This window comes from Lysinibacillus sp. fkY74-1 (assembly GCF_053165895.1).
The window spans coordinates 354,532-381,148 of sequence record NZ_CP170173.1; the positions used below are offsets into that span (position 1 = coordinate 354,532).

The 26,617-nt window shown below is 37.7% G+C and carries 20 protein-coding genes; 16 read left to right on the top strand and 4 right to left on the bottom strand.

The genetic code is table 11. The features are described 5' to 3' along the window. The first annotated feature begins 41 nt into the window (after window positions 1-41). The 3 genes from ACE1MS_RS01755 to ACE1MS_RS01765 are packed head-to-tail and all read left to right on the top strand — an operon-like array spanning window position 42 to window position 3,087. On the top strand, window positions 42-734 hold the full coding sequence (locus ACE1MS_RS01755) for a response regulator transcription factor (RefSeq protein WP_012292612.1): 693 nt from the start codon (window positions 42-44) through the stop codon (window positions 732-734). Beyond that, window positions 712-867 carry a hypothetical protein gene (locus ACE1MS_RS01760; RefSeq protein WP_008176206.1) on the top strand — a complete coding sequence of 52 codons (156 nt, stop codon included), beginning with the start codon at window positions 712-714 and terminating at the stop codon, window positions 865-867. The genes ACE1MS_RS01755 and ACE1MS_RS01760 overlap by 23 nt, the downstream gene beginning before the upstream one ends. A gap of 15 nt (window positions 868-882) precedes the next feature. After that, a complete protein-coding gene (locus tag ACE1MS_RS01765; protein WP_447402657.1) occupies window positions 883-3,087 on the top strand; it encodes a histidine kinase dimerization/phospho-acceptor domain-containing protein in 2,205 nt (734 codons plus the stop codon). Window positions 3,088-3,136: 49 nt separating this feature from the next. Here the strand turns inward: ACE1MS_RS01765 and ACE1MS_RS01770 are convergent, their stop codons facing one another. Beyond that, complete coding sequence (locus ACE1MS_RS01770) at window positions 3,137-4,285, bottom strand: acyl-CoA dehydrogenase family protein (RefSeq protein ID WP_012292615.1); 1,149 nt, start codon at window positions 4,283-4,285, stop codon at window positions 3,137-3,139. Between the two features lie 305 nt (window positions 4,286-4,590). On the opposite strand from ACE1MS_RS01770, the gene ACE1MS_RS01775 reads away from it, so the two are divergent. From ACE1MS_RS01775 to ACE1MS_RS01790, 4 genes are all read left to right on the top strand, one after another. Further along, window positions 4,591-5,670 (top strand): metallophosphoesterase, encoded by a 1,080-nt coding sequence (locus ACE1MS_RS01775; RefSeq protein WP_422762590.1) that lies wholly within the window; start codon window positions 4,591-4,593, stop codon window positions 5,668-5,670. 103 nt (window positions 5,671-5,773) lie between these two features. Then, window positions 5,774-6,607, top strand: coding sequence for an undecaprenyl-diphosphate phosphatase (locus ACE1MS_RS01780; RefSeq protein ID WP_012292617.1), 834 nt, complete (start codon window positions 5,774-5,776; stop codon window positions 6,605-6,607). A gap of 291 nt (window positions 6,608-6,898) precedes the next feature. Then, the gene (locus ACE1MS_RS01785) at window positions 6,899-8,191 is read left to right on the top strand and encodes a globin-coupled sensor protein (protein ID WP_031418378.1); all 1,293 of its coding nucleotides are present in this window, start codon (window positions 6,899-6,901) and stop codon (window positions 8,189-8,191) included. Window positions 8,192-8,414: 223 nt separating this feature from the next. Next, complete coding sequence (locus ACE1MS_RS01790; RefSeq protein ID WP_012292619.1) at window positions 8,415-9,377, top strand: 2-hydroxyacid dehydrogenase; 963 nt, start codon at window positions 8,415-8,417, stop codon at window positions 9,375-9,377. A 38-nt stretch (window positions 9,378-9,415) separates the two neighbouring features. Here the strand turns inward: ACE1MS_RS01790 and ACE1MS_RS01795 are convergent, their stop codons facing one another. Beyond that, window positions 9,416-10,216, bottom strand: a complete 801-nt coding sequence (locus ACE1MS_RS01795) for a TIGR00266 family protein (RefSeq protein ID WP_012292620.1) — start codon at window positions 10,214-10,216, stop codon at window positions 9,416-9,418. 402 nt (window positions 10,217-10,618) lie between these two features. Here ACE1MS_RS01795 and ACE1MS_RS01800 point away from each other — a divergent pair, with 402 nt between their 5' ends. The 4 genes from ACE1MS_RS01800 to ACE1MS_RS01815 all read left to right on the top strand — a co-directional run bounded on the left by ACE1MS_RS01800 (window position 10,619) and on the right by ACE1MS_RS01815 (window position 16,726). Continuing rightward, the gene (locus ACE1MS_RS01800) at window positions 10,619-12,097 is read left to right on the top strand and encodes an aldehyde dehydrogenase family protein (RefSeq protein ID WP_031418381.1); all 1,479 of its coding nucleotides are present in this window, start codon (window positions 10,619-10,621) and stop codon (window positions 12,095-12,097) included. Window positions 12,098-12,123: 26 nt separating this feature from the next. Further along, window positions 12,124-13,296 carry a saccharopine dehydrogenase family protein gene (locus ACE1MS_RS01805; protein ID WP_012292623.1) on the top strand — a complete coding sequence of 391 codons (1,173 nt, stop codon included), beginning with the start codon at window positions 12,124-12,126 and terminating at the stop codon, window positions 13,294-13,296. A gap of 9 nt (window positions 13,297-13,305) precedes the next feature. Further along, window positions 13,306-14,499: an acyl-CoA dehydrogenase family protein gene (locus ACE1MS_RS01810; RefSeq protein WP_036166707.1), complete on the top strand. Its 1,194-nt coding sequence runs from the start codon at window positions 13,306-13,308 to the stop codon at window positions 14,497-14,499. A 136-nt stretch (window positions 14,500-14,635) separates the two neighbouring features. After that, on the top strand, window positions 14,636-16,726 hold the full coding sequence (locus ACE1MS_RS01815; RefSeq protein ID WP_036166710.1) for a beta-propeller domain-containing protein: 2,091 nt from the start codon (window positions 14,636-14,638) through the stop codon (window positions 16,724-16,726). 63 nt (window positions 16,727-16,789) lie between these two features. On the opposite strand, the gene ACE1MS_RS01820 is transcribed toward ACE1MS_RS01815, so the two are convergent. After that, window positions 16,790-18,196 (bottom strand): polysaccharide deacetylase family protein, encoded by a 1,407-nt coding sequence (locus tag ACE1MS_RS01820; RefSeq protein WP_447402658.1) that lies wholly within the window; start codon window positions 18,194-18,196, stop codon window positions 16,790-16,792. 326 nt (window positions 18,197-18,522) lie between these two features. On the opposite strand from ACE1MS_RS01820, the gene ACE1MS_RS01825 reads away from it, so the two are divergent. After that, complete coding sequence (locus tag ACE1MS_RS01825) at window positions 18,523-19,275, top strand: threonine/serine exporter family protein (RefSeq protein ID WP_422762593.1); 753 nt, start codon at window positions 18,523-18,525, stop codon at window positions 19,273-19,275. A gap of 12 nt (window positions 19,276-19,287) precedes the next feature. Continuing rightward, complete coding sequence (locus tag ACE1MS_RS01830) at window positions 19,288-19,764, top strand: threonine/serine exporter family protein (protein WP_036160690.1); 477 nt, start codon at window positions 19,288-19,290, stop codon at window positions 19,762-19,764. A 53-nt stretch (window positions 19,765-19,817) separates the two neighbouring features. Here the strand turns inward: ACE1MS_RS01830 and ACE1MS_RS01835 are convergent, their stop codons facing one another. Beyond that, window positions 19,818-21,842, bottom strand: a complete 2,025-nt coding sequence (locus ACE1MS_RS01835) for an EAL domain-containing protein (RefSeq protein ID WP_012292629.1) — start codon at window positions 21,840-21,842, stop codon at window positions 19,818-19,820. 186 nt (window positions 21,843-22,028) lie between these two features. Here ACE1MS_RS01835 and ACE1MS_RS01840 point away from each other — a divergent pair, with 186 nt between their 5' ends. The 3 genes from ACE1MS_RS01840 (at window position 22,029) to ACE1MS_RS01850 (ending at window position 26,542) form a co-directional block, all read left to right on the top strand. Continuing rightward, complete coding sequence (locus ACE1MS_RS01840) at window positions 22,029-22,922, top strand: DMT family transporter (protein ID WP_012292630.1); 894 nt, start codon at window positions 22,029-22,031, stop codon at window positions 22,920-22,922. Window positions 22,923-22,988: 66 nt separating this feature from the next. Further along, window positions 22,989-24,710 (top strand): ABC transporter ATP-binding protein, encoded by a 1,722-nt coding sequence (locus ACE1MS_RS01845; protein ID WP_036166716.1) that lies wholly within the window; start codon window positions 22,989-22,991, stop codon window positions 24,708-24,710. Beyond that, window positions 24,710-26,542, top strand: a complete 1,833-nt coding sequence (locus tag ACE1MS_RS01850; RefSeq protein ID WP_447402659.1) for an ABC transporter ATP-binding protein — start codon at window positions 24,710-24,712, stop codon at window positions 26,540-26,542. The genes ACE1MS_RS01845 and ACE1MS_RS01850 overlap by 1 nt, the downstream gene beginning before the upstream one ends. The last annotated feature ends 75 nt before the right edge of the window (window positions 26,543-26,617 follow it).

Sequence of the window (26,617 nt, forward strand, 5' to 3'; positions counted from 1 at the left end):
ATTTGAAAGGTACACTTATATTTGAGAGCGAGGTGTCTATCATGACGAAACTAACAGTTCTTGTTACAGACGACGATCAAGATATTCGTGATGGTATAGAAATTTATTTGAAAAATGAAGGCTACAATGTTATTAAAGCTGCAGACGGCTTAGAAGCATTAGACAAGCTAGAAAATAATGAAGTACATTTAATCATTTTAGATATAATGATGCCCAATATGGATGGGATTACTGCGACATTTAAAATTAGAGCAGAGCGCAATATTCCTATTATTATGCTTAGTGCAAAGGCAGAGGATGGCGATAAAATTCATGGACTATCGGTAGGCGCGGATGATTATGTAACAAAGCCATTCCATCCATTAGAATTATTAGCGCGGGTGAAATCACAGCTTAGACGCTATGTACAACTAGGAACGTATAGTGAAGGTGCAACAAAAGTAGAAATTGACGGACTTATTCTTGATGAAGATGCTAAAGAGATCATTTTAGAAGGAGAACCAGTTCGACTAACACCAATAGAATATAAAATTACGGAATTATTAATGAAAAATGCAGGGCGTGTTTTTTCGATTCGTGAAATTTATGAACGAGTTTGGAATGAGGAAGCCTACAATGCTGAAAACATTGTAGCCGTACATATTCGAAAAATTCGTGAAAAAATTGAAGCGGACCCAAAAAACCCACGCTATCTAAAGGTGGTATGGGGCGTTGGCTATAAAATGGAAAAATAAAATAGAGAAGTATATGACTATTGCAGGGTTCATTGCAGGTGTTGTTGGACTTATTTATTTTGGCGTTTATGCTTATCAAATCGTCGATTCTCGCTCCTCAGAGGTTTTACAATTATTAGAAAGAATTTTTTAGAGGAGTGTTAGAGTCATGATGAAAAAATGGAAATCTCTACTAGTGTTAATGAGTCTCATTTGGACTATTTTCGGCATCTTTACTTTTTGGCATGTAGGTTATCAGTATATTGGTAAGTCCTATTTTGAATCAGAAAATTTCCAACATGAAATCGATAATTTTACTTCAGAACTTGGGCCGTTAGTAATAAATTTACCGAGGGCAGAAGACTTGAAAGGGAAAATAGAGATTACGCAGGCGGAAATTGAAGAGCATCGTAATTATTATGGTACATTAGGACAGCAAATCGATAATATTAAACAACAATACGAACAGCGAATTCAGGAAGCAATAGATGCCAATGCGGGAGAATTACAAATAAAGTTAGAAACTGAACGCGATAATAAAATTAAGGACATTACAGCCAATTTCGAAAACGATGAACATGTGCGAAAAAAGATTCTTGCTGGAGAAGAAGCACTTATCGATAAATATATAAAGGCAGCACAGGATGAAGCGAAAACCTTTAAAAAGTCTTATGATTACTGGTCTTATGAGTTGACGAATTCTGAAACAGGAGAAACATACCGTGCAGGGGATGTTTCAGAAAGTAGCGCCTACAAAATAAAGTATTCTGAGCGAAATCCTTTATATGTAGGGAACATTAGTAATAATGTAAGAGATATTTTTTACCGTACAGAAACTTATGTGAACGTCGATAATCTTTATGAAACAGCAGAGTATACAGGAGTCTTAACCATCTCTAAAAAAGCAGTTCAATCATTAGGGGTTATGCAGGATTATAATCGTTTTCATCGTAATCAATATACCTATTTCTTTATATGGCTCACTAGTATAATAACGGCAATTTTCGCTTGGAGAGGTCGTAAGGATGTACTGCAAACTGTCAGAGGTATGAAGGAAAAAGATATTTTAAATAAGGTGAAATTTGATTTTCAAGTTGCCTTATTGTTAATCACTGGGTTTATGTATCTTATTTCTTCTCAAATTGTTTTCGAATCGATTGAATACACTTACGATTACAATTTTCAATATAATTATGTACGCTCTATCCTAGATTTCGCCTTTAAATTAGGTGTGTTAATTGTTATAGGAATTGCTTTCTTTATTCAATTAATTTGGCTTTATACAAGAATAGATACGATAAAAAAGTTAGAGCAAAATGTGAAATCCAGTTATTTATGGTCACTCGGGGATTCACTTACGGATTTATTTATTAATCGCTCTATAGCGTTGCACGCACTGTTCATGTTAGCGGCGGCCTTCTTTGGAGGGGGAAGCCTTGTCGCTTCTATGTTAAGGGGAGGAGCTTTCCCAGTCCTTGTTCTAGGCATATGTATGTTCGTAGGGTTTCCAACCTTGATTGTATTCTTATCAAGAATGGGTTATTTAAACCGTATTATGAAGGATACGAAAGATATGGCCAATGGGCGACTGAATCGTGACGTGAAGGTGAAAGGTAAGTCCCCGCTCGCTAGTCATGCGGAAAATCTTAATCATTTACGAGAAGGCGTTCGGACATCCATGCATGAGCAGGCTAAAAGTGAACGTTTAAAAACAGAGCTTATTACAAATGTGAGTCATGATTTACGAACACCGTTAACTTCCATTATTACTTATACAGATCTTTTGAAAAAATCTAATCTTTCAGAGGAAGAACGTCAACAATACATTCATATTCTTGATAAAAAATCTGAACGTTTAAAAGTATTGATTGAAGATCTTTTTGAAGTATCGAAAATGGCAAGTGGTAATATTGAGCTGCAACGAAGTCGTGTAGATTTGACACAACTCATTCAGCAGGCAGTAGGGGAGCATAAGGAAGATTTAATTCAGTCGCGTTTAGATTTACGAATGGCGATGCCGCATGAGCCTATTTATGCCTATGTAGATGGTCAAAAATGGTGGAGACTCATTGATAATTTAATTGTTAATGTATTGAAATATGCATTAGAGGGCACACGCGTCTATGTGACGTTAAAACGAACATCAGATGGCGATGCTGAATTAACAGTGAAAAATGTAGCGAAGTATGAAATTAATGAAGATGCTGAGGAATTATTTGAGCGTTTTAAACGTGCAGATGCTTCACGTCATACAGAGGGGTCTGGACTTGGATTAGCCATTGCACAATCTATTGTTGATTTGCATGGAGCTCGAATGACAATTGATGTGGATGGCGATTTATTTAAAGTGACAGTTCGAATTTCAGCAGTATAGGGAGGAGATGGTGGCAGAGGATGGCCACCATCTTTTTTCCATTACACCATTACAGGCCTAAATTCTTGGCGATAATTACTTTCATGACTTCATTGGTGCCTGCATAGATGGACATAACAGGGATGTCTCTATACCTTCGTGCAATCTTATATTCCTCCATATAACCATAGCCCCCATGAAGCTGCATACATTGTGTGGCTATCTCACGGGCATTTTCAGTTATCCAGTATTTCGCCATGGAAACTTTTGTTACTACATCTTTTCCTGCGAGATGCTCTTCAATCAACGTTTCCAAAAATGATTTACCGAGCTCCATTTTAGTTGCCATTTCGGCTATTTTAAATTGTGTATTTTGAAAATCTCCAATTGACTTACCAAATGCTTGGCGTGATTTTACATAGTCGAGTGTTAAGGCAAGCATATCCTCAATTGCTGTTTGTGCAGCAATCGCTACAGCTAAGCGCTCTTGTTGAAGTTTTTCCATCATATAAACAAAGCCCTTGCCTTCTTCACCAAGTAAGTTGTGTGCTGGCACTCGGCAATCTTCAAAGAATAGCTCAGCTGTATCTTGAGCATGCATGCCGACCTTTTCCAGCTTCCGCCCTTTTGTAAAGCCTGGTGTACCATCTTCAATGACAAGCAGACTTATACCTTGGTGTTTTTTTTCAGCGGACGGATTTGTTTTAACGGCGACAACCACTAAGTTGGTATGAATTCCGTTTGTAATAAAAGTCTTTTGGCCATTAACAATATAATGGTCACCATCGCGAATAGCAGTTGTTTGAATATTTGCTAGGTCTGAACCTGTACCTGGCTCAGTCATGGCGATTGCTGTAATATAGTGACCTGAAATACATTTTGGCAGCCACCGAGATTTTTGCTCGTGTGTACCGTAGGACTCAATATAAGGTACAACAATATCATTATGCAGACCAATCCCAATAAGACTTGAACCTATACGCTCAAGCTCTTCTTGAATAATAACACCGAAACTAAAATCAAGTCCTAGTCCACCATATTGCTCTTCAACTTGGGGGCACAGATAGCCCATATCACCAAGCCTCCGCCAAAATGTAAGCGGAATGAGATGATCTTTTTCCCATTGTGCATAATGTGGTTCAGCTTCTTCTGCTAAAAACTTACGAAAGGTTTTACGAAATAACTCATGCTCTGTTGTTTCAAATTTATAACGTGTCATTTGAATTAGCACCCCTTTTTGCTCGTAAATACGTAAATTTCTTCTATCAACTATTATGTTACTGGAATATTTGTGAAAATAATAGTAGCACTTTATACTAAAATGACGAAATTGTCATTTATGTCCAGTGAAATGTCACGTTAAACAAGAGAATGATAGGAAATAATAAGCTATGCTTACCATGTGGCGGTTAAAGCAGTTAGTCCCTCTTTTTTTAGAAGATTATTCAAGTACTTCATGCAATATGACTGTTACTTATAAATGATATAATCAACTAAATATATAGGAAGGTAGAGGACGAAGATATGCCAAAAGTAATCGGTGGTATACTTTTAATTAGTATTTATAGTGCGTTGACTTTCTATTTGGGGTGGGGAGTAAAGCAGTGGCTAGTGGCTATGGGGTGGTTCCGTTACCCAATCATATTTTGGTTAGTATTGTACCTTATCGCTCTCAGTATAATTATCGGAAGATTGCATGAGTCCTTACGGTTCTTTTCAGTTTTTGGTAATTACTGGATGTTTGTTTTTGAATATGGCTTATTGCTATGCTTAGTAGCACAATTGATTTTTTGGCTAACACCCTTTAAAAATGTACAAATAATTGGTAGTATAGCAGTTGCTGTATTATTTATGCTAAGTATTATCGGCTCTTATTTAGCCTATTCTCCAGTCGTTCGTCATTTAGAAATAACAGTTGATAAGAAGGGTAGTGAACTGAAGTCATTGAGAGCTGTTGTGGCATCTGATTTCCATTTAGGTGTTTTATCACATAAAAAGCATTTACAAAGCTTTGTCAACTTATCGAATGAGGCGCAACCAGATATTGTGTTGCTAGCTGGAGATATTGTGGATGATGATCCAAAATGGTTTGTTCAAGGGGAAATGGCAGATGTCATGAAACAATTAACATCTACATATGGAACCTATGGTATATTGGGTAATCATGAATACTATGGTAAAAAAATTCCTGAGTTTATAAAAGAAATGGAAAATGCAAATGTAAAAATACTACTTGATGAAACAATTCGTATAGAGGATGCGTTTATATTAACAGGGCAAGAGGACAAGACGAATAAAAATAGAAAGTCACTAGAAGAATTAAAGTCTTCCGATAGCTTACCGTGGCTCGTAATGAATCATACGCCTGACGATTTGTTAACACCTTCTAAACTGGGGGTGGATTTACATATATCAGGTCATACGCATAAAGGTCAATTATGGCCAAATCAGTATATTACCGCTCGAGTATTTGAACTGGATTATGGTTATAAGTTGAAAGACCAAATGCATACACTTGTTTCATCAGGCTATGGCTTCTGGGGTCCGCCTATGCGAATTGGTAGTAGGTCAGAGCTTTGGATAGTGGATATGAAATTTCGTTAATGGCTAGGGCTGTGGATGACTTATAGGTGAAATAGCAGTAGTATATGAAAATAGAGTAATTTATAATAAGTGAGTATTTGATTAATAAAGGTAAGGTGACAAGGTGGAAATTATAGAGTTATTAAAAGCGTTGATTTTAGGCTTTGTTGAAGGTATGACGGAGTTTGCCCCGGTATCCTCAACTGGCCATATGATTATTGTTGACGATATGTGGTTAAAAACAGAGGAGTTTTTAGGGAAATATCCTGCCAACACATTTAAAATTGTCGTACAATTAGGCTCCATTCTAGCTGTTATCGTGGTGATGTGGAAGCGTATGTTAAGCTTAGTTGGATTATACAAAATTGATGGTCAGTCTCAGTCCATAAATAGACGTTTTAACCTATTGCATGTTATTGTCGGTATGCTACCAGCAGTTGTTTTAGGGTTTGCCTTTAAGGATTTTATTGACGATCATCTTTTTAAAGTAGAGCACGTTGTTTATGCACTAGTAGCAGGGGCAATTCTGATGATTGCAGCGGATAAATTGGCACCAAGAAAACCAAAAGTAGATTCTTTAGATAAGATTTCATATGGTTTAGCCTTTAAAGTTGGGCTAGTTCAATGTCTATCTTTGTGGCCAGGATTTTCTCGTTCAGGTGCGACCATTTCTGGTGGCGTATTATTCGGTATGAGTCACCGTGTTGCAGCCGATTTTACATTCATTATGGCGGTACCTATCATGGCGGGAGCTAGTTTAGTATCTGTTTTGAAAAACTGGGATACATTATCGATGGATTATTTTGGATTCTATGCTGTCGGTTTTATTAGTTCATTTATCTTTGCGTTATTATCAATCAAGTTTTTCTTAGCGCTTATTTCAAAAGTGAAATTAATGCCTTTCGCAATATATCGTTTAGTTTTAGCGGCAGTTCTTTGCGTAATTATTTTTATGTAAACAAAAAGTCACTCTTCTTTCACAAGAAGCAGTGGCTTTTTTGCCTTAATTTTATTGGTTTTTCAATCCATCTTTCACTTAAAGTGAATGAAAGTGGGTAAAAAGTATCTTTTTTGATGTAAATTGAGTATTGAATTTAATAAATACAGACAACATTTACCTGTATATTGTTCATTTAGTAGTTTTGAGATTATAATTGATACATAAACTATCTATCGATTTGTTATTTTTTAATAGCATATAGGATAATAGACTTAGTTCGGTATATGATTATAATATGAGGTGGAGAAAATGTTTCAAATTGTAAGTAGATCTAAGAAAAATACAATTGAAATAAGTAATGAAGCTAATATAGGTATTTTTATTAAAGATGCTGATCGTTTATTGCAATTGAATCTTGTGGAATTAAGTGTATATGATCTTCAATTAATTAATAGTTTGAAGCCATATGTTGAAAGAAACGTTGTGGAAGTTGTAGCAGCATTTTATCATGCTATTGAAAGTGTGCCAGCATTACGTGAAGTCATTCAAAGTCATAGCTCCAGTGAACGTCTACGTCAAACATTACGCCATCATATTATTGAAATGTTTGAGGGGAGAATCGATGAAGCCTTCCTTGAAAAACGTAGACGTGTGGCAAAAATGCATGTGAAGATCAACTTATATCCGAAGTGGTATTTAGCAGCCTTTCAAATTCTAGAAAAATCTCTACGTAAGATCATTTTTGAACTTCACTTATCTAAAGGTGAGGAAGAAAAACTATGTGATGCAATCAGTAAAATATGTAATTTTGAACAGCAAATTGTTTTAGAGGAATACGATAACTATGCAAATACATTGATTGAGGAACAACGCAATAATGTTCGCGAACATGTAAAGGATGTAATAGGGGGAATCTCTACTCACTTAGAGGTTCAATCACAAAATACATCTGATACAGTAACAGAGCTCGTTAATAGTGCCCAAAAGGTGAACGATTCATTGAAAGATAGCATTCATGAGGCAGAATCGATGCAAAAGGTTTCAAGTGAAGGCTATGCAAAGATTGTTTCAATCAATGAACAAACAGGGAAAATTCATCATAAGACGTATGAAATGGCAAGTATGGTTGAACAGCTAGACGAATCTTCTTCAAAGATTAATGCAGTAGTTGAAATGGTTAAAAGTATATCTGGTCAAACAAACTTATTGGCATTAAACTCGGCAATTGAAGCGGCACGTGCTGGAGAGCATGGCAATGGTTTTGCCGTTGTTGCCAATGAAGTACGTAAGCTTGCGGATCAAACGAAAAGTTCAGTTGAGCAAATTGCTGAATTAATTCAGATGTCTAATGGAATTACAGCACAGGTAGTTCAAGCTATACAGGACATACAGGAGCTCGTGAATAATAGTATTGAACGGAATGCCGAGTCCCTAAAAGCATTCGACGCAATATCAACCTCCGTGGAAGATTCCATAACCAATTTCCAAAACGTAGGAAAGCAAATATCAGATTTAGCAAATATTATAGAGACAATTGGTTCATCCTCTGAGGAATTAGAGAGAGTTGCCAATCGTTTGAATACGACCATCAGAGAATTTTAAATGAGATGTAGCTAAGCTATGCATACAGGTTATGCATAGTTTCTTTATGCATTCAAAGTGGATAAAATAATCGATTTCACGGATAAATAAAGTCTTCAGGTTGATGAAAAGGAAATTTATCGATTCTAATGGAAGGCTGCAAACTAGAAACCTCTAGAAAATGCTTCCCATAAGTGTTACGCTATATGCGAATTAGGGAAATGAGTAGTGAGGTGTTTGGAACATGAAAAAGAAATTATTTATTACACGTAAGTTTCCTACACATATTGTTGAGCCATTAAAAGAGTTTTATGAAGTTTCTCAGTGGGAAGAGGAGGAGATTGTCATCCCGCGTGATAAACTACTTGCTTCTGTCGCAGATTGTGAAGTACTGTGGGTAACAATTGCAGATCAAGTGGATGAGGAGTTACTTTCACATGCACCAAACCTAAAGCTAGTAACAAATTTAGCAGTTGGTTTTAACAATATTAATGTGAAGGCTTTACGACAAAGAGGTATTATGGCGACAAATACGCCTGGTGTCTTAACGAATACAACGGCAGATTTAGTATTTGGCTTACTGCTTGCAACTGCTCGTAGAATTCCAGAAAGTGAAAGATATTTACGCGAGGGAAAATGGAAAAGTTGGTACCCGATGCAACTCGTTGGTAAAGATGTATCAGGAGCGACAGTTGGAATAATTGGGATGGGTCGAATTGGTCAGGCTGTTGCTAGACGAGCAAAAGGTTTTGATATGAAAATTTTATATAATAATCGAAGACGTCGACATGAGGCGGAAGAAATGTACGGCTTTCGGTATGTATCATTGGAAGACCTCTTAAAACAATCTGATTTTGTTGTAATTATGACACCCTATAATAGTGATACAGAGGGTCTCATTGGAGCAAAAGAATTAGCTTTAATGAAAGAGGATGCTGTCTTAATAAATGCTTCACGCGGTGGAATTATTGATGAGGCGGCTCTATACGATGTCTTGAAAAGTGGCAAGTTATGGGCAGCAGGGCTAGATGTCTTTGAACAAGAGCCGGTTGCTATGGATCATCCTTTATTAACGCTCCCAAATGTTGTGGCACTTCCACATATCGGAAGTGCGTCCTTGGAAACAAGGACTGCTATGCTCATGTTAAATGTCAAAGCATTAGCTGCTTATGGACAGGGCAAGGCTATTTCAAATCGAATTGATTAAAAAATGGAGCATATCACTGATAGATATGCTCCTTCTTTTTATCTATTGAATAAATCGAATAAACCACCAATACCGCCTTCACCTTTTGACTGGCCACCACCGCCTTGTGAAATGGGTGCCGCTGCAAAGACGCGACTTGCTAAACGGCTGAATGGTAATGATTGTACCCAGACAGTTCCTGGCCCACGTAATGTAGCGAAGAAAATTCCTTCACCACCAAATAGTGCCGTTTTTACGCCGCCTACAAGTTCAATATCATAATCTACATTTGAAGTCATTGCAACTAAACATCCTGTATCTACACGTAAAACTTCCCCAGGTTGCAATGTTTTTTCATGAATGGCTCCTCCTGCATGTACAAAAGCCATACCATCGCCTTCAAGTTTTTGCATTATGAAACCTTCTCCACCGAAGAAGCCTACACCGATTTTTTTCTGGAATTCTACGCCCACAGAAACACCTTTAGCTGCTGCTAAGAAAGCATCTTTTTGACAAATAATTTTCCCGTTTAATTGACTTAAATCCATAGGAATAATCTTACCTGGGTACGGGGAAGCGAAATAAACATGCTTCTTACCTGAGCCAACATTTGTGAATGTCGTCATGAATAAGCTTTCTCCTGTTACTAAACGTTTACCAGCCCCTAATAATTTCCCCATAAGACCACTTTGTGAGCCGCCTTTTGAACCATCGCCAAAAATAGTTTCCATATGAATGGAATCATCCATCATCATTAAAGCGCCTGCTTCCGCCACAACTGTTTCTTGTGGATCAAGCTCAACTTGCACATATTGCATGTCGTCACCAAATAACTTGTAGTCAATTTCATGATTATTCATAAAGGGATTCCTCCAAAAGTAAATTTAATGATATTCTATACGATTATAAAACACTTTGGTTTCAATGAAAAATTAAATAATTTAGAAAAAAAGGGAATTAAATAGAAAATGTCGAATATAAGAAACTAGAATGTGTATTATTTATTTTCATTTAACTAAGGGTGTTATGAATATACTTAGCTTTAACCGTATCCTCTTTTTATTAGAGGGGAAGGCAGTTAAGTGAAAATAAAGCCTCTGGCAGTTGTCGCTGATAATCATAGTATGACAGGGTATATCACATCTTGAAAATTCGGAATATTGAAGTATTTTATTCTACTAATATTCATAGATTCTGTACCTGAGGAATGCAACTGGTTACAATAGCCGAGGCATCATAGAGTATTTCAGGGGGTGTATGTAGTGGAGATTAAAAACTATATTGGTGGTAAATGGAGCACACATTCACATTTACAAAGTATAGCAGTGACGAACCCTGCAAATGGTGAGCAACTTGCTACCATACCACTATCTACTTCTAATGAGGTAGATGAGGCTGTAGTAGCTGCAAAGCAAGCACAAAAGAGCTGGGCACTTGTGCCTGCGCCAAAACGTGCAGAATTTTTATATGCCATCGGTCAAAAAATGAAAGAAAAAAAGGAATATTTGGCGACCGTTTTAACAAAAGAGATGGGGAAGGTAATTGAAGAAGCAAGAGGAGAAGTGCAAGAAGGAATTGACATGGCCTACTATATGGCAGGTGAAGGTCGTAGGTTGTTTGGTGAAACGACACCTTCTGAACTGACTAATAAATTTGCGATGAGTGTAAGGGCGCCAATTGGGGTTGTAGCGCTTATCACACCATGGAACTTCCCTGTTGCAATCGCGACATGGAAATCATTCCCTGCTATTGTGGCTGGAAATACATTTATTTGGAAACCATCAAATGAGACGCCTATGATGGCTTATGAAATGGGTAAAATTTTTGAAGAAGTAGGTTTACCTGATGGTGTAGCAAATATTGTTTTTGGTACAGGGCCGACAGTAGGGACTGCACTTATTGAACACCCTGACGTTAAGGTCATTTCCTTTACTGGGTCAACGACAACAGGTAGTAAAGTAGCGGAGCTTGGCGGTAAGCATTTGAAAAAGATTTCTTTAGAGATGGGTGGAAAAAATGCTGTCATTGTTATGGATGACGCAGATCTTCAACTGGCTACAGAGGGCATACTCTGGAGTGCCTTTGGTACTGCTGGACAAAGATGTACAGCATGCAGTCGGGTGATTGTGCATAAAGATGTAAAAGAGCAGTTAGAAAAGCGTCTCTTAGATGAAATGCAAAAGCTCACAATTGGGGATGGGCTAGACGAGGGAGTTAAAATTGGGCCGGTGATTAATAAAGCAGCATTGGAAAAGATTAATCACTATGTACAAATAGGCAAGCAGGAAGGTGCCACGTTACTAGCTGGAGGCAGAATTTTAAATGAGCCACCATATGACAATGGGTTTTATTACGAGCCTACACTGTTTACGAACGTAAAGCCTGACATGATTATTGCTCAAGAAGAGATTTTTGGTCCTGTCGTTTCTCTAATTGAGGTAGCAAGCTTAGAGGAAGCAATTGAGGTAAATAATGGCGTGAAATTTGGCTTATCAAGCTCAATTTTCTCACAAAATGTTAATACTATTTTCCGCGCACAGCGTGATTTAGACACGGGTATTGTCTATATAAATGCAGGCACGACAGGTGCTGAAATCCATTTACCATTTGGCGGTACAAAGGGGACTGGAAATGGACACCGAGATTCAGGTGTTGCGGCCTTAGATGTATATACGGAGTGGAAGAGCATTTACGTAGACTACAGCGGTAAATTACAAAGAGCACAAATCGATACAGAGTAACAGATCAACGAAAGGGGATGTTCTTGATGAAAGTTGTTGTATTAGGTGCAGGTTTAATGGGTAAAGAGGTAGCTCGTGATTTAATAAAGAATGATAAAGTCGAGCATGTATTTTTAGGTGATATCGATGTAAAAGTGGCACAGGATTTTGTGGATACTTTAAATACTGATAGAGTCGAAGTTGTAGAGCTTCATGCAGAGCAAGATGATTCGTTAATGAAGGTCATCTCTAAAGGTGATGTTGTGATTAATGCATTATTTTATTCCTTCAATGAGCGTGTTGCAAGAGCAGCCATTGAAGCGGGTGTACACTCTGTAGATTTAGGTGGCCATATAGGTGGTGTTACCGAAAATATATTAGATCTTCATGAGCAAGCAAAAGCAAAAGGAGTCACAATTATCCCTGACTTAGGTGTTGCTCCAGGTATGATCAATATTCTAGCGGGCTATGGTGCCTCTAAATTAGATGATGTTGAGTCTATCAAACTATTTGTGGGGGGCATTCCAACTGAACCAAAGCCTCCGCTCTATTATACACGTGTATTTTCTTTAGATGGTGTTTTTGATCATTATACTGAGCCTTCAAAAACGATTCAAAAGGGCAAATTACAAGAAGTCCCTTCCCTTTCAGGTGTTGAACCTATTTATTTTGATGATTTTGGTGTGCTTGAGGCATTTTATACATCTGGAGGCATCTCCACATTATATAAAACATTCCCAAATGTCCGCACATTGGAGTATAAAACAATTCGTTATAAGGGGCATGCTGAGAAGTTTAAGCTATTAGCAGATTTAGGCTTCCTTGATTCAGCGAATAAGGTAGAGGTTGATAACCAAGAGGTGCCTGTTCGTTCTGTAGTGCGTGAGGCTCTTAAAAAGAAACTGGAGCTGGGAACCAAACCAGATGCGGTTCTATTACGTGTCATTGTGGCAGGTGAAAAAGCGCAACAGCAAGTGACATATGAATATGAAATGGTTGTACGTAAGGATATGACCATCAATGAAACAGCGATGGCTCGTGCTACAGCTAATACTATTTCGGTTGTAGCTCAGATGATAGGTGCGGGTGTTATTAAAGAGCACGGTGTATTCCCACCTGAATCTGTAGTGCCTGGTGATACGTATATTGAAGAAATGGCCAAACGTGGTGTAGTAATAAAAGAGACGTCTCATAAGTCTGCTATGATTGTGAAATGGTAGGTGCTGAACATGAATTTTGACATGTCCACTGAGCATGAAATGCTACGAAAAACGGTAAGGCAGTTTGTTGATGAAGAAATTATACCCTATATAGCAAAATGGGATGCCGAAGGTGGCTTTGATGCTAAAATTTGGTCGAGGCTTGCGGAGCTTGGGCTAATGGGGGTTTGTGTGCCAGAGCAGTATGGCGGAAGTGGAATGGATTATAACTCCCTTGCTATTGTGTGCGAGGAGCTGGAGCGGGGAGATACAGCATTCCGAACGGCGGTATCCGTTCACATTGGCCTAAATAGCATGACATTAATGCAATGGGGTACTGAAGACCAAAAGCAGCGCTATCTTGTTCCACAGGCAAAAGGAGTAAGAATCGGTGCATTTGGTCTTACTGAACCGGGTGCTGGATCTGATGTAGCAGCTATGTCGACTACAGCTGTCCGTGATGGAGACCATTATGTCATTAATGGACAAAAAACATGGATTTCTTTATGTGATATAGCGGATCACTTTATCGTTTTTGCTTATACAGATAAGTCGAAGAAACATCATGGTATTAGCGCATTCATTGTAGAACGTTCAATGGCAGGCTTTACATCAAAGGCCATTAAAGGGAAGTATGGGATTCGTGCTGGCAATACAGGTGAGCTTTTCTTTGAAGATTTACGTGTACCAGCAGAAAATCGACTCGGTGAAGAGGGAGAAGGCTTTAAAATAGCCATGTCTGCCCTAGACAATGGACGTTTCACCGTAGCTGCAGGAGCTGTAGGCTTAATCCAAGCGTGTTTAGAGGCAAGTGTTAAATATTGTCATGAACGAGAGACCTTCGGTAAGCCTATAGGAGAGCATCAGCTTGTTGGACAAATGCTAGCTAATATGGATGCCGGTTACCAGATGAGCCGTTTATTGGTCTATCGTGTGGGTGAATTGAAGAATAAAGGTGTTCGTAATACTAGAGAAACATCCTTAGCGAAATGGCAGGCGTGTGATTTTGCCAATAAGGCTGCTGATGATGCGGTACAAATTCATGGTGCATATGGCTATTCAGATGAATATCCAGTTGCGCGCTATTTGCGGAATTCGAAAGCACCTGTTATTTATGAAGGTACGCGAGAAATTCATACCATTATGCAAGCAGATTATGTATTAGGCAGACGCCAAGATAAGCAATTAGCCAAAATGCTACCAAAATGGCCGTTTGAAGAATAAACGAGGGGGAAATTATTCCCTTTCGTTTTTTTAGTGTAGGGTGTAATCCATCTTTAAAAAAATTTCAGAACAATGTAACTTTCCGTCTTTTTCCTAGTCTAATGGATAAACAAGTATATGAAGGAGAGGTAAAATAATGAAAAATAAATGGCTGGCATTCATTTTGATAGCTGTTATAGCGATTGTGCCTGGTATTTTCACATGGGCAGTAAATACAGAGGTAACTGCTAAGGCTGCTAGTGTGGGGATGGCTACCCAAAGTTGGCAAGCATCATTTTCTGTAAGCTTAAAGAAGAATAAACTTACTGACAATGTGTATGTAACGACAGAAAAAGGGAAAAAAGTCCCTGCAACGATTGCATTGTTAGAGGATCAAAAAACATTAGTTGTAAAGGGACTTGTACCAGGCAGTTATCAATTACATGTAAAAAAAGAAGCCTTTGCACAGGGAGGACTGAATGTAACTGCACAAGTTATTCCATTTACAATTATTGAGACGTTAACTGCCGTTCAATCAGAAAAAGAATTAGAACAATATTTCAATAACTTGCTAAAGGCCCCAAGAGGTGGAATTGCAGAAGAGGAGATGTCAAGTGCTAAAAGCGAAGACAAAGCAACAACCAGTAACGAGTCTACTACTAATAATCAAGTGGAAGGTGTAGAAGAGGGCGATATTGTTGTTGTAAAAGATGGCTTTATTTTTACTGCAAAAGACCAAAGCATTACAGTTGTTAACGCTAAAGACCCCCAGCATTTGAAACAGGCTGCAAATATTAAGCTGAAGGAGTCGCAATATATTTCAAAGCTTGCGCTATATGATAATTTATTAATAGCGATAGGGGACCAATATATTGAAAAAGCAGGCACAGGAATGGTCACAGCTTCATTTTATGATATTTCCAATCCAAACAACCCAAGACATATACGCGATGTGGGGCAAGAAGGATATTTACGGGATATCCGCATTACCAAGGACACACTCTATTTAATTGGTAATATGTATCCAAACTATTGGGTATTACAACAAGAGCAAAAAGCAGATCTAAAACCAAAAACTTATGATAGTTTGACGGGAGAAGTGTTCAAAAGCTTACCTTTAGAAAAAATATCAATTTTGCCTAATACAATGGATGGTACCTATAGTTTAATAACAGCTGTTGATTTAAAAAATGGTGCTACAACAACGGCTAATACAAAAGGATACTTGGGCGGCAGTAGTGGACTTTATATGTCAGAGAATGCGCTATATTTAACGACGCCCATTTATGACGGGAATAACGCTATTCCATTAGAAAAACGCGCGATGGATATGATATGGATGCCAAGAGCAGCTGACACGCAAATTTTTAAATGGAATGTAGATGGAACAACATTGAATTTCACTGGTAGTACTGAAGTAAAGGGGACTGTATTAAATCAATATTCAATGGATGAGTATAAGGGCAATTTACGAATCTTTACGACAGAAGGAAATATATGGGATGAGAAAAGCACCTCCTATAACCACCTCTTTATTTTGGATGAACAGTTAAAAACACTAGGTACAGTAAAAGATATGGCACCTGGGGAGAAAATTTATTCTGCTCGATTTATGGGTAATAAGGCATATGTGGTGACATTTAAGGAAGTTGATCCATTGTTTGTCATTGATGTAGCAAATCCGAAAAAACCAGCAATCCTTGGAGAGTTAAAGATTCCAGGCTTTAGTAATTACTTGCATCCATTAGATGACACACATTTAATTGGTATTGGCTATGATACAGAGCAACGCTATGATTCGTTTACGAAGCGTAATTTTACGGTGACAACTAATATGAAAATGTCATTGTTTGACGTATCAGACTTCAAAAACCCGAAAGAACAATCTACCGTGAAAATTGGCGGAAAGGGTTCCTATTCTGAAGTTCAATATAATCCAAAAGCGCTATTCCGAAATAAGGAATACAACTACTTTGGCTTCCCAGTTGTCCAATACGAAGCGGGTAAAGGGGATAATATTCTTTATAAGGGTCAGGGTGCTCAAATTTATGAAATTACAGCAAATAAAGGAATTGTTCTAAAAGGAAATATTATGAGTGCTACAAACGGTGAGCCATATGAAAATTGGGAGCAGGTTGTACAAAGAGTTGTTTATATAGAGGACGCTCTTTATACAGTAGCGCGCAATGAAGTGAAAAGCTATCAGTTAAAAGACTTTAAACCTCTGGATACATTAATCATTAAATAACAGAAAAAGTCCAATGAATTCAACTTGAATTCATTGGACTTTCTTTAAAATGCATATAGTTTTTTACTTTTGACGATAGGGCAAAATCTCAGAAACCGTTACAAATTCATAGCCTTGACCTTGTAAATAGGCAAGGACAGCATCAAGCCCATCTGCAGTAGATTGATGGATATCATGCATTAGTACTATTGCATTGTTGTGTAAATTATTTTTTACATTTGGCAATAATTGTTGTGCATTACGATGCTTCCAGTCTAATGTATCAATTGTCCAAAGCACGACGGGAACAGGAATCTCAGCGTCAATTGTGTCATTAGTCGCTCCATACGGCGGTCTAAAAACCGTGGCACCGTGATTAATGGCCTTCTCTATTTCAGCGGTAGTCGTATTATATTCTTTCATCACTTGTTCTTGCGTAAGCTTCGTTAGTACTGGGTGGTTCCATGAATGATTTCCTATTTCATGCCCACGTGCAAGTACATCTCTTGCGATATCAGGATAATATTGTACACGACTACCAAGCATAAAGAAGGTTGCTTTTGCGTGATATTTATCGAGAATGTTTAATATTTGCTCCGTCACCTTTGGGTGTGGACCGTCATCAAAAGTCAGCGCAATTCTTTTTTTATTTGGATCACCAGTCGGTGGTGGATTAGTTGGTTTTACATTTTCCATAGCAATTTGAAACTCAGAGGCTAACAATGGGTTAATGAGCGAGAGGGGTAGTTTCACTATTGGGGCACCTGCCGATCCGCTAGCAATCTCGTATTCATTGAAATAGAATTGTAACGCATCGTCTGCAATTGCAAAGCGAGTGAAATTAGACCATTTTGGCTCAGTTGCTTTTAATAGTTCATCTTTTAAAAGCTCATCCTTTATTTGAAGGTTCTTCTGTAAATCTTTTCGCACATTTGCGGCTAACGTAGATAAATTATTCTCGTCATTTTGTAATAATGTTTGAATAGTAATTTGCTCGCCAGTTTCATTATTAATGAAGAATGTTTTCGTTGTGACCTCATGGTTAGCTCCACCTACGTAAAGCATTTTTGTTAGCACAAATGAATAGTAATGCTCTCGATATGGAAATGTTTCAAGACTAATATTTAATTCACCCATAACTTCTTTATCTTTTTTCATAGAGGCTAGATAGTTTTCTTTTGAATCCGTTATGTATTGTAATACGGCATCATTAAAAACTTCGTTATCTGTTTGTGGGTAATGAATGGCAAAAGGTGTACGTTTATCATTAGAAACGTCTGTTACAATTCGTATCCCTGGAAACGCAGAACTTTCCGTTGATATATTACTATTAACCGATTCTGTGTTGCTTTCTTTTGAAGCACTAATTTTTTGAAACTTAAATTCATCCTTTGATAGGATAATAACAAGTATAATAGTTGTTAAAGCTACAATGAGGCCAAGTAATAAAAAATCTATTATTGGGCCGCGTTTTTTTCTGCGTTCCTGCATGGTGTTGGATACGCTCCCCTCATTTTTATTTTCTATACAATCAGACGTGCCAATCATGAAAAAAGTTATACAAATCTATAAACTTTTATTGTGAATTTATAGAAATTAACGCTAGCCATTTTTCCTTCTTGAAGTAGTATGATGAACGTGGTTATACTACTGTATTAGTGGATATAGAACCCCTACCAAAATAGAACAACCGAAGATCAATATGTAAAATTAAATTTTAAAAAAAGCCAAATTTTTTGCTGAAATTTTCAGTTGTGTTTTTAATGGCAGTTCGATACTATTGGCAAGGAACCTTTTGAAGGAGGCAGATAGCTGTAATGGTCTTACAAGAAGCGGATAATGAACTTACGATTGACTGTTTGTTGCTTGCAGGGCGTATTATGATTGAAAGTGGTGCAGAAACATACCGTGTGGAGGATACGATGCTGAGGATGGCACATTCTCAAAATATGCCAAATGCTCAATGTTATGCCACACCGACTGGAATCATTTTTTCGTTAGGCAAGACACAGCCAACGAGAATTTCATCAATTTCCAGTAGGGTTACAGATTTACAAAAAATAGCCTTGGTAAATTCAGTATCTCGGAGACTCACATCTCACATGATAACATTAGAAGAAGCTTATGACGAGCTAAAGTCGATACAAAAAACAAATTATTTTTTACCAACCTATTTACAAGTTATTGCCGCCGCTTTTGCAAGTGGTTGTTTCCTTATTATGTTTAAGGGAGGGTGGTCCGATTTTCCTATCGCTTTTGTAGCAGGAGGGTTAGGCTTCCTAGTGCTTGTAATAATGAATCATTTAACTAAAGTTAAATTTTTCTCTGAATTTACAGCATCACTCGTTCTCGGCTTTGTTGCCTTCTTTGCGGTAAAGTATGGTTACGGGACCGAGCTAGATAAAATTATAATTAGTTCTGTTATGCCGCTCGTACCAGGAATTTTGATTACGAATGCAGTTCGTGATTTAATGGCAGGTCATTTTATGTCAGGGATGGCAAAAGGAGCAGAAGCCTTTTTAACTGCCTTTGCCATAGGGGCAGCTATTGCCGTCACCCTAGGATTTTAGGAGGCCACTAGCATGCACATAATGGACATTATCATACAATTAGTTGTTAGTTTTTTTGCTACGGCTGGAATTGCCATCATTTTTAATGTACCTAGGAAGACGCTACTTCATTGCGGTCTCGTTGGGGTAATTGGCTGGATTATTTATTATATTTTAACGGAGCAAGGAATGGATGTTGTTAAAGCCTCTTTCTTTGGTTCATTCGTCATTGCCATCGTGGCTCATCTATATGCGCGGCGCTTTAAAATACCGATGATTATTTTTATTGTTGGTGGAATTATTCCGTTAGTGCCAGGAGGCATGGCTTATAATGCCATGAGAAATGTTGTAGAGGATGATTATTTACAAGGCTTACAGTATGGTTTAAAGGCATTTTTAATAACAGGGGCTATTGTGATTGGGCTGGTCTTTGCAGAAGTAATTATTCAACTCATTTTCCGTTCGGTCCGTTCAAGTAAAGTGAAATTCCAAAAGGTCTATAAAAGGTAAAAATAATAGGAGGCTGCGTATATGCTATGATACGCAACCTCCTTTTTATAATATCATTTTTTTATAAGCAATGCTTCGATTTCATCCGGTGTTACAGGCTTACTAATATAGTAGCCTTGAATAGCATCACAACCATAAGTAATTAATAAATCAGCCTGTTCAGCTGTTTCTACACCTTCAGCTACAACTTTAAGTTCCATAGATTTACCAAGCTGTACCATACCGTTCATAAGCTTTTGGCTCTTTTCGGATTTTAGCAGAGAATTCGTAAATGTTTGATCGATTTTCACTGTATCTATTGGTAAAATTTGCATATACCTAAATGATCCATAGCCCGTACCGAAATCATCTAAAATGAAAGAAATGCCTTCGTTTTCTAGTTTACGCATTTGCTGAGCAATAGATGTTGCAGCTTCTGCCTCTAAAGCAAATTTTTCAGTGATTTCAATTTGCAGAAGGTTGGCTGGACATCCTGTTTTAGCTATCATTTCAAGAATGGACTTAGCCATATTTTTATCACGGAACTCACGTACAGAAGAGTTGATGGATACTTTTAATTCATGGCCAGCTTTTTTCCAAATTAACGCCTGCTCACAAGCTCTCTCTAGCATAAAGGAACCGATATTATTAATTAGTCCTGTTTCTTCTGCGATAGGAATTAATTCATCTGGTGAAACCACACCAATCACTTCATCTTCCCAACGTACAAGTGCCTCAACAGCTGTAATTTTCCCAGAATAAACATCGATTTGTGGCTGGTAAAGAACCTTTAGATTTTTTTGATCGAGTGCTTGTAATAATCGTTTTTCAATTAATGCTTTACGATTTAAAGCTTTATGTGTCGCTGTTGATAGTGACACAATTTTATCTCCACCAGCTTCACGCACAGTAGAAATAGTAGCAATAGACGCTTTCATAAGCTGCGAAAATGTTGTTTGATCCTCTGGATATCTTGTGATACCACCACTAATAGAGATGGGTACTGCGATATTACCACTATAAATAGGGTGCTGTTGTAAGTATGATAAAAAGCCTTGAATAAACCATTCACTTAAAGGAGTGATAACCACAAAATCATTTTCATTGATACGAGCCATCGTGCTATCCTGGAAATACATCTTTATACGATTTGTAAATTCAATAATTAAGCTTTGATCGATTTGTTGGTCGTGCAGTTCTTTTAAAGTATAAAATTTATCAATACTTAAATAGACAAATGAAAAGTGTCTGTCATCCTCAATCATATTGCTAATGACCTTTTCAAGTCGGTGGGCATTCATGAGCCCAGTTTCTGTATCGATATAAGCTATTTTCTCAAGCTGGTGTTGGATAGTTTTTGATTTAGTAATATCCTTTTCAATTAAGAAAAATTGCTGTTCACCTGTTTCTAGATTAAAAGTTGGGATAGCCGTTAGTAATACCCAATAGGATTGCCCCGCTTTTGTGATTTTTTCAACTTCACCTTGCCATGTGTGACCATTGTTTAAATTACGCCAGATAGTATTTGTCACTTTTTCACTAGTATCATTATCTGGGAACAGCTGCCAAAAAGTTTTGCCGATAACACGCTTGGGTGTCCATTGACTTGTTTTTAGAAACTCATTATTACATTCTAAGATAAAACCATCATGATCGAGTGTTACAGTCATAAATGTAGCATCCAATCCTTGTTTAAGGTCTACAAATGTACTGCAATGAGAGACAGCATTAGTCATTAATTCTGGCGGCATAAAAACCATGAGAATCAAACGTTCTCCTTGTTCTGTATAAGGTTTAGCAAGTAGTGCTGTCGACATTTCTGTTTTTGAAGCGGTGTGAATTTGAATTTTCTCTATAAACGTGCTGTCCTCGTTTTGTAGGATAGCTTGAAAAGTTTCTACTGGAAGCTGACGTAGTAGATTTTCGTGTATAGATGGAGTAGTATTTCCTGTAATATCGTTAGTTGATAAACCAATCAGATGTTCAGCGCTCTTTCCCCAGATAGTGGCTTGTCCATCTTGATTTAGAATTATTGCAGGAAAAGGAAGTGAATTTAAATAATGTTCATCAATCGTAAATGATTTATGCATATGACTCATGAGTTTTCGATCTCCTTGGGTAATCAATATATACTAATATTATAGATAATTATATGGAATTAGTCATTATGAATATATTTGTAAATATTTGATAATGAAAAGAATTAGGACTTTTCTAGTGATATTCAAGAAAAGATTTGAAGAAAAATAACATTTTTTAGTACGTATATAGGAAGCAGGATTTGTATGCAACGTTTAAAAGGAATACTATTTATCGTCTCAGGTGCTATGTTATGGGGTGCGACTGGCCCCTTGATGGAGTGGTTACTAAACCATACATCATTGACAGTTTCCTTTATGTTAACAATCCGTTTATCGGTTGCAGGTATGATACTACTTACATATTTATTGTTAACTGGAAAAAACATTTTTGGTATTTGGCAGCACAAACTATGGGGTAGACAGCTCATTGTTTTTGGTATTGTAGGTATGCTAGGTGTTCAATTTGCATTTGTAGCAGCAATTCATGAAAGTAATGCTGTGCTAGCGACCTTGCTACAGTTTCTAGCGCCAATATTTGTTGTGGCATATGTCTCTCTTAGTTTAAAGAAATGGCCACCAAAATATCAAGTAATAGGAATTATTGGTACCCTTATGGGGTTATTTCTACTACTAACGAACGCTTCATTTAATAGTTTGCTTATTAGTCCAAAAGCATTGCTATGGGGTGTAGCAGTAGGCTTAACCTTTGCCTTTTACACATTATATCCTGCACGTTTAATGAGAGAGTGGAATGTCCTGTTAGTTGTTGGTTGGGGGATGCTAATAGGTGGTCTTACATTAGGCATTGTGAGCAGAGTATGGCTGTCCGACCAATGGACCGTTTTTACTAATTTTAAGACGCTTCTGTTGATGTTTGCTTTAATATTTTTTGGAACAGTCGCTTTCATATTGTTTTTAAGTAGTATGAAATATATAACAGCTGTGGAAACGAGTATCCTCTCTAGCATTGAACCATTGACGGCTATGATTATATCAGTTATTGTCTTCGGTACTTCTCTAGGATTTTGGCAATTAATAGGGGTATTCGTTATGCTTGTATGTGTAACATGGCTTTCAATCGCAGGTGAGAAAGCATAAATATACTATTGTGTAGGAATTTTTAACTAGCTATGAAATTTTATCTTAGGACAAGGGGGAAAGAATGTGAAAGAAGTTTTTTCCTATGTAAGACCTTATAAATGGACTGCTATCTTTGCTTTATGTTTAATGTTGTTAGAGTTATTTGTGGAGCTTGTACAGCCGCTTATTATGGCTAAAATCATTGATGATGGAATAAGGGCTCAAAATCACGAAATGATTGTGCAATGGGGTGCTGTTTTACTTGGACTTTCATTTGTTGCCTTTATGGCGGGTATCATTAATTCATACTTTTCATCTCATACTGCTCAAAGCTTTTCTTATGATCTACGAAATGCCATGTTTGATAAAATCCAATCCTTTACACTAGCAACCTATCAAAAATTTTCTACGGCATCCTTGATTACGAGATTAACCAATGATGTTACACAGGTACAAACGGTGCTGTTTATGAGCTTACGTATTATGCTTCGGGCACCCCTTGCTGTGCTAGGAAGTATAGTAATGGCTTTTATTGTGAATGCAAAATTAGCCTTGTTTTTAGTCATAGGTGCACCTATCATTTTAATTTTCCTTATTTTTATGGTCGCAAAGGGCGTGTCTTATTTTGGCAGAGTGCAGAAAAGAGTTGACCGTTTAAATAGGGTTTTACAGGAGAATTTACAAGCTATACGTTTAGTAAAGGCATACTTACGAGGGACATATGAGGCTTCACGCTTTGATGAGGTTGCATCTCGTTTGAAATTGGATACTGTAAAGGCTTTACGCATAATGGAATACATTATGCCAGTTCTTTTATTCATTATGAATATGAGTCTACTCGCCGTCTTATGGTTTGGTACAAAACAGGTTGCAGCTGGGACAACACCACTTGGAGATATTGTTGCGATTGTCAACTATGCGATGCGTATGACAGGCTCGTTTTCAATGTTCGCTTTTATTATAATCTTTTATGCGCGTGCAAAGGCGTCAGCTGAGCGTATGGCAGAAGTTCTTTCCACAGAAAATGAGGTGGAGGAAGTTTCATTTTCAGAAGAAATCAGTCAAGGTATACGCTACGGTGAGTTAACATTTGAACATGTTAGTTTTACTTATCCAGGAGGAGAGGTGCCAGTCCTATCAGATGTTAATTTCCAAGTTAATTCGGGTGAAAAATTAGCGATAATGGGGGCGACTGGTGCTGGTAAATCCACTTTGTTACAACTTATTCCTCGTTTTTATGAAGTAACTGAGGGAAGAATATTAGTAGAGGGACAGGATGTTCAACAGTGGGATTTACAAGAGTTACGTGAAGTTATAGGTTATGTCCCTCAGCAGTCTTTGTTATTTACAGGCAGTATTGCGGATAATGTGCGTTGGGGAGATACGCATGCTGAAATGGATGCTGTACTACAGGCTACAATGCAAGCTCAAATACATGCATCTGTTGAGGATTTTCCAAATGGTTATGACACTAAGGTTGGGCAAAAGGGGGTCAACTTATCTGGAGGGCAAAAACAAAGGCTATCCATTGCGAGAGCACTCTTGAGAAAAGGGCATATATTAATGCTCGATGATAGTACAAGTGCATTGGATGTCAAAACAGAACAGGCGCTTTGGGAGGCACTGAGCGAAGAACAGGCTACGATGCTGGTGGTCACGCAAAAAATTCGTACAGCTAAAGGTGCAGACCGTATTTTACTTATTGATGCTGGAAAAGTAGTTGCATATGGAACCCATGAAGAGCTTTTACAATCCTCAACGCTTTATAAAAAAATTGCAGTCTCTCAACAGGAGGTGGAGGAATAATGGGATTTTTCCAAAAACCTTTTGGCTATGAGCCGATCTTGACTAAAGATGATCTTCAGCAGGCTGTGAAGAAAAAGAAAGGGCCACGAGCAAGTGATTGGAAAAGTACATTGCTACGGTTATGGAAAATTGTTGATGAGCAACGAGCACTTCTAGTCGTAGTTCTTTTACTAGTCATGACGAGTTCAATTTTGGCTTTAGTTGGCCCATATGTGATTGGCCGAATGATTGATCACTATGTTATGCATGGAGAGCTAGCTGGCTTAGGCAAGGGTATTGTTTTATTAATGGGCATTTATATGCTGCTAGCCGTCTCCCTGTTCCTGCAAAATTATTGGATGATTGGTATTGCTCAGCAAACGATTTACAGGCTAAGAACAAGTGTATTTGGTCATTTTCAACGACTGCCGATTGCGTTCTTTGATCGACGTCAACATGGCGAATTAATGAGCCGAATGACGAATGATATCGAAGCGGTCAGTTCAACGCTAAATAGTTCTTTTATTCAGGTGTTTTCAAGTGTATTAACGCTTGGAGGAACCATTATTATTATGCTGAGCTTAAGTCCGTTGCTAACCATTTTAACCATGACCATTATTCCCTTTATGTTTTGGGCAATGCGGTGGATTACACGTAGAACGGCTCCCTTATTTAAGGAGCAGCAAGCAGCTATTGGGGCCTTGAACGGCATGATAGAAGAAACCATATCTGGACAGCGCATTGTGAAAGCTTTTTCCCAAGAGGAAAGAATGAAGATAGAGTTTCAGGAAAAAAGCTTGAGATTAAGAAGAACGGGATTTTGGGCACAGACATATTCTGGTTATATTCCAAAGGTCATGAATTTCTTAAATAATATGAGCTTTACTATTGTTGCGGGAATAGGGGGTGTACTTGCTTTATATGGGCATGTGTCAATAGGGGTTATCGTTATATTTACTGAATATGCTCGCCAATTTACACGTCCATTAAATGATTTAGCAAATCAATTTAACACAGTGTTATCAGCTATTGCTGGTGCTGAAAGAGTATTTGCGTTACTGGACGAACAACCAGAAGTAGAATCTACCTCAGCGAAAGATCACCAGTTATTGGGTCATGTAGCATTTAAGCAAGTGTATTTTAAATATGCACATGACCAGGAATCTTACACATTAAAAAATATTGATTTTCAAGTGGAGCCTGGACAGACGGTAGCTCTTGTAGGAGCTACAGGAGCAGGGAAAACGACAATCCTTCAACTTATTGCCAGGTTCTACGAAGTGTCAAAGGGCGAAGTGTTATTTGATGGCATTAACGTTCAGGAAATTGATCGTCCATCCTTGCGTTCCCAAATGGCTTTTGTATTGCAGGACCCATTTTTATTTGAAGCAACTGTTCGTGAAAATATCCGATATGGCCAATTAAATGCAAGTGATGCTGATATTGAGGAAGCCGCTAAGCGTGCTAATGCACATGACTTTATTATGAAGCTCAAAGATGGATACGATACGATTCTTGCTGCAGATGGACGAGAAATTTCCCAAGGCCAAAAACAATTGCTATCAATTGCACGTGCACTTATTGCGGACCCTAAAATTTTATTGTTAGATGAAGCGACAAGCAGTATCGACACAGTAACAGAAATGGCGATTCAAGAGGCACTTGATACATTAATGCAAGGACGCACAAGCTTTGTTATTGCACACCGATTAAATACAGTGCATAATGCCGACATGGTTTTAGTCATGCATAAAGGTGAGCTAGTGGAAGCTGGGCCACAGCAAAAGCTGATTGAATCGGGTGGTTTATATGCGCAAATGCTGCATTCATCCTCTTATCATTTAGAAGAATAGCTAATAGCAACTATTAAAAGAGTAATTTCATTTGAAATTACTCTTTTTTAGTAGGATTAATAAATGTAATTAATT

Excerpts from the sequence above, each read along its gene's own strand:
- ACE1MS_RS01755 (WP_012292612.1), top strand. The coding sequence starts at position 42 with ATGACGAAACTAACAGTTCTTGTTACAGACGACGATCAAGATATTCGT.
- ACE1MS_RS01765 (WP_447402657.1), top strand. The coding sequence starts at position 883 with ATGATGAAAAAATGGAAATCTCTACTAGTGTTAATGAGTCTCATTTGG.
- ACE1MS_RS01770 (WP_012292615.1), bottom strand. The coding sequence starts at position 4,285 with ATGACACGTTATAAATTTGAAACAACAGAGCATGAGTTATTTCGTAAA.
- ACE1MS_RS01775 (WP_422762590.1), top strand. The coding sequence starts at position 4,591 with ATGCCAAAAGTAATCGGTGGTATACTTTTAATTAGTATTTATAGTGCG.
- ACE1MS_RS01785 (WP_031418378.1), top strand. The coding sequence starts at position 6,899 with ATGTTTCAAATTGTAAGTAGATCTAAGAAAAATACAATTGAAATAAGT.
- ACE1MS_RS01790 (WP_012292619.1), top strand. The coding sequence starts at position 8,415 with ATGAAAAAGAAATTATTTATTACACGTAAGTTTCCTACACATATTGTT.
- ACE1MS_RS01795 (WP_012292620.1), bottom strand. The coding sequence starts at position 10,216 with ATGAATAATCATGAAATTGACTACAAGTTATTTGGTGACGACATGCAA.
- ACE1MS_RS01805 (WP_012292623.1), top strand. The coding sequence starts at position 12,124 with ATGAAAGTTGTTGTATTAGGTGCAGGTTTAATGGGTAAAGAGGTAGCT.
- ACE1MS_RS01810 (WP_036166707.1), top strand. The coding sequence starts at position 13,306 with ATGAATTTTGACATGTCCACTGAGCATGAAATGCTACGAAAAACGGTA.
- ACE1MS_RS01815 (WP_036166710.1), top strand. The coding sequence starts at position 14,636 with ATGAAAAATAAATGGCTGGCATTCATTTTGATAGCTGTTATAGCGATT.
- ACE1MS_RS01820 (WP_447402658.1), bottom strand. The coding sequence starts at position 18,196 with ATGCAGGAACGCAGAAAAAAACGCGGCCCAATAATAGATTTTTTATTA.
- ACE1MS_RS01825 (WP_422762593.1), top strand. The coding sequence starts at position 18,523 with ATGGTCTTACAAGAAGCGGATAATGAACTTACGATTGACTGTTTGTTG.
- ACE1MS_RS01830 (WP_036160690.1), top strand. The coding sequence starts at position 19,288 with ATGCACATAATGGACATTATCATACAATTAGTTGTTAGTTTTTTTGCT.
- ACE1MS_RS01835 (WP_012292629.1), bottom strand. The coding sequence starts at position 21,842 with ATGAGTCATATGCATAAATCATTTACGATTGATGAACATTATTTAAAT.
- ACE1MS_RS01840 (WP_012292630.1), top strand. The coding sequence starts at position 22,029 with ATGCAACGTTTAAAAGGAATACTATTTATCGTCTCAGGTGCTATGTTA.
- ACE1MS_RS01850 (WP_447402659.1), top strand. The coding sequence starts at position 24,710 with ATGGGATTTTTCCAAAAACCTTTTGGCTATGAGCCGATCTTGACTAAA.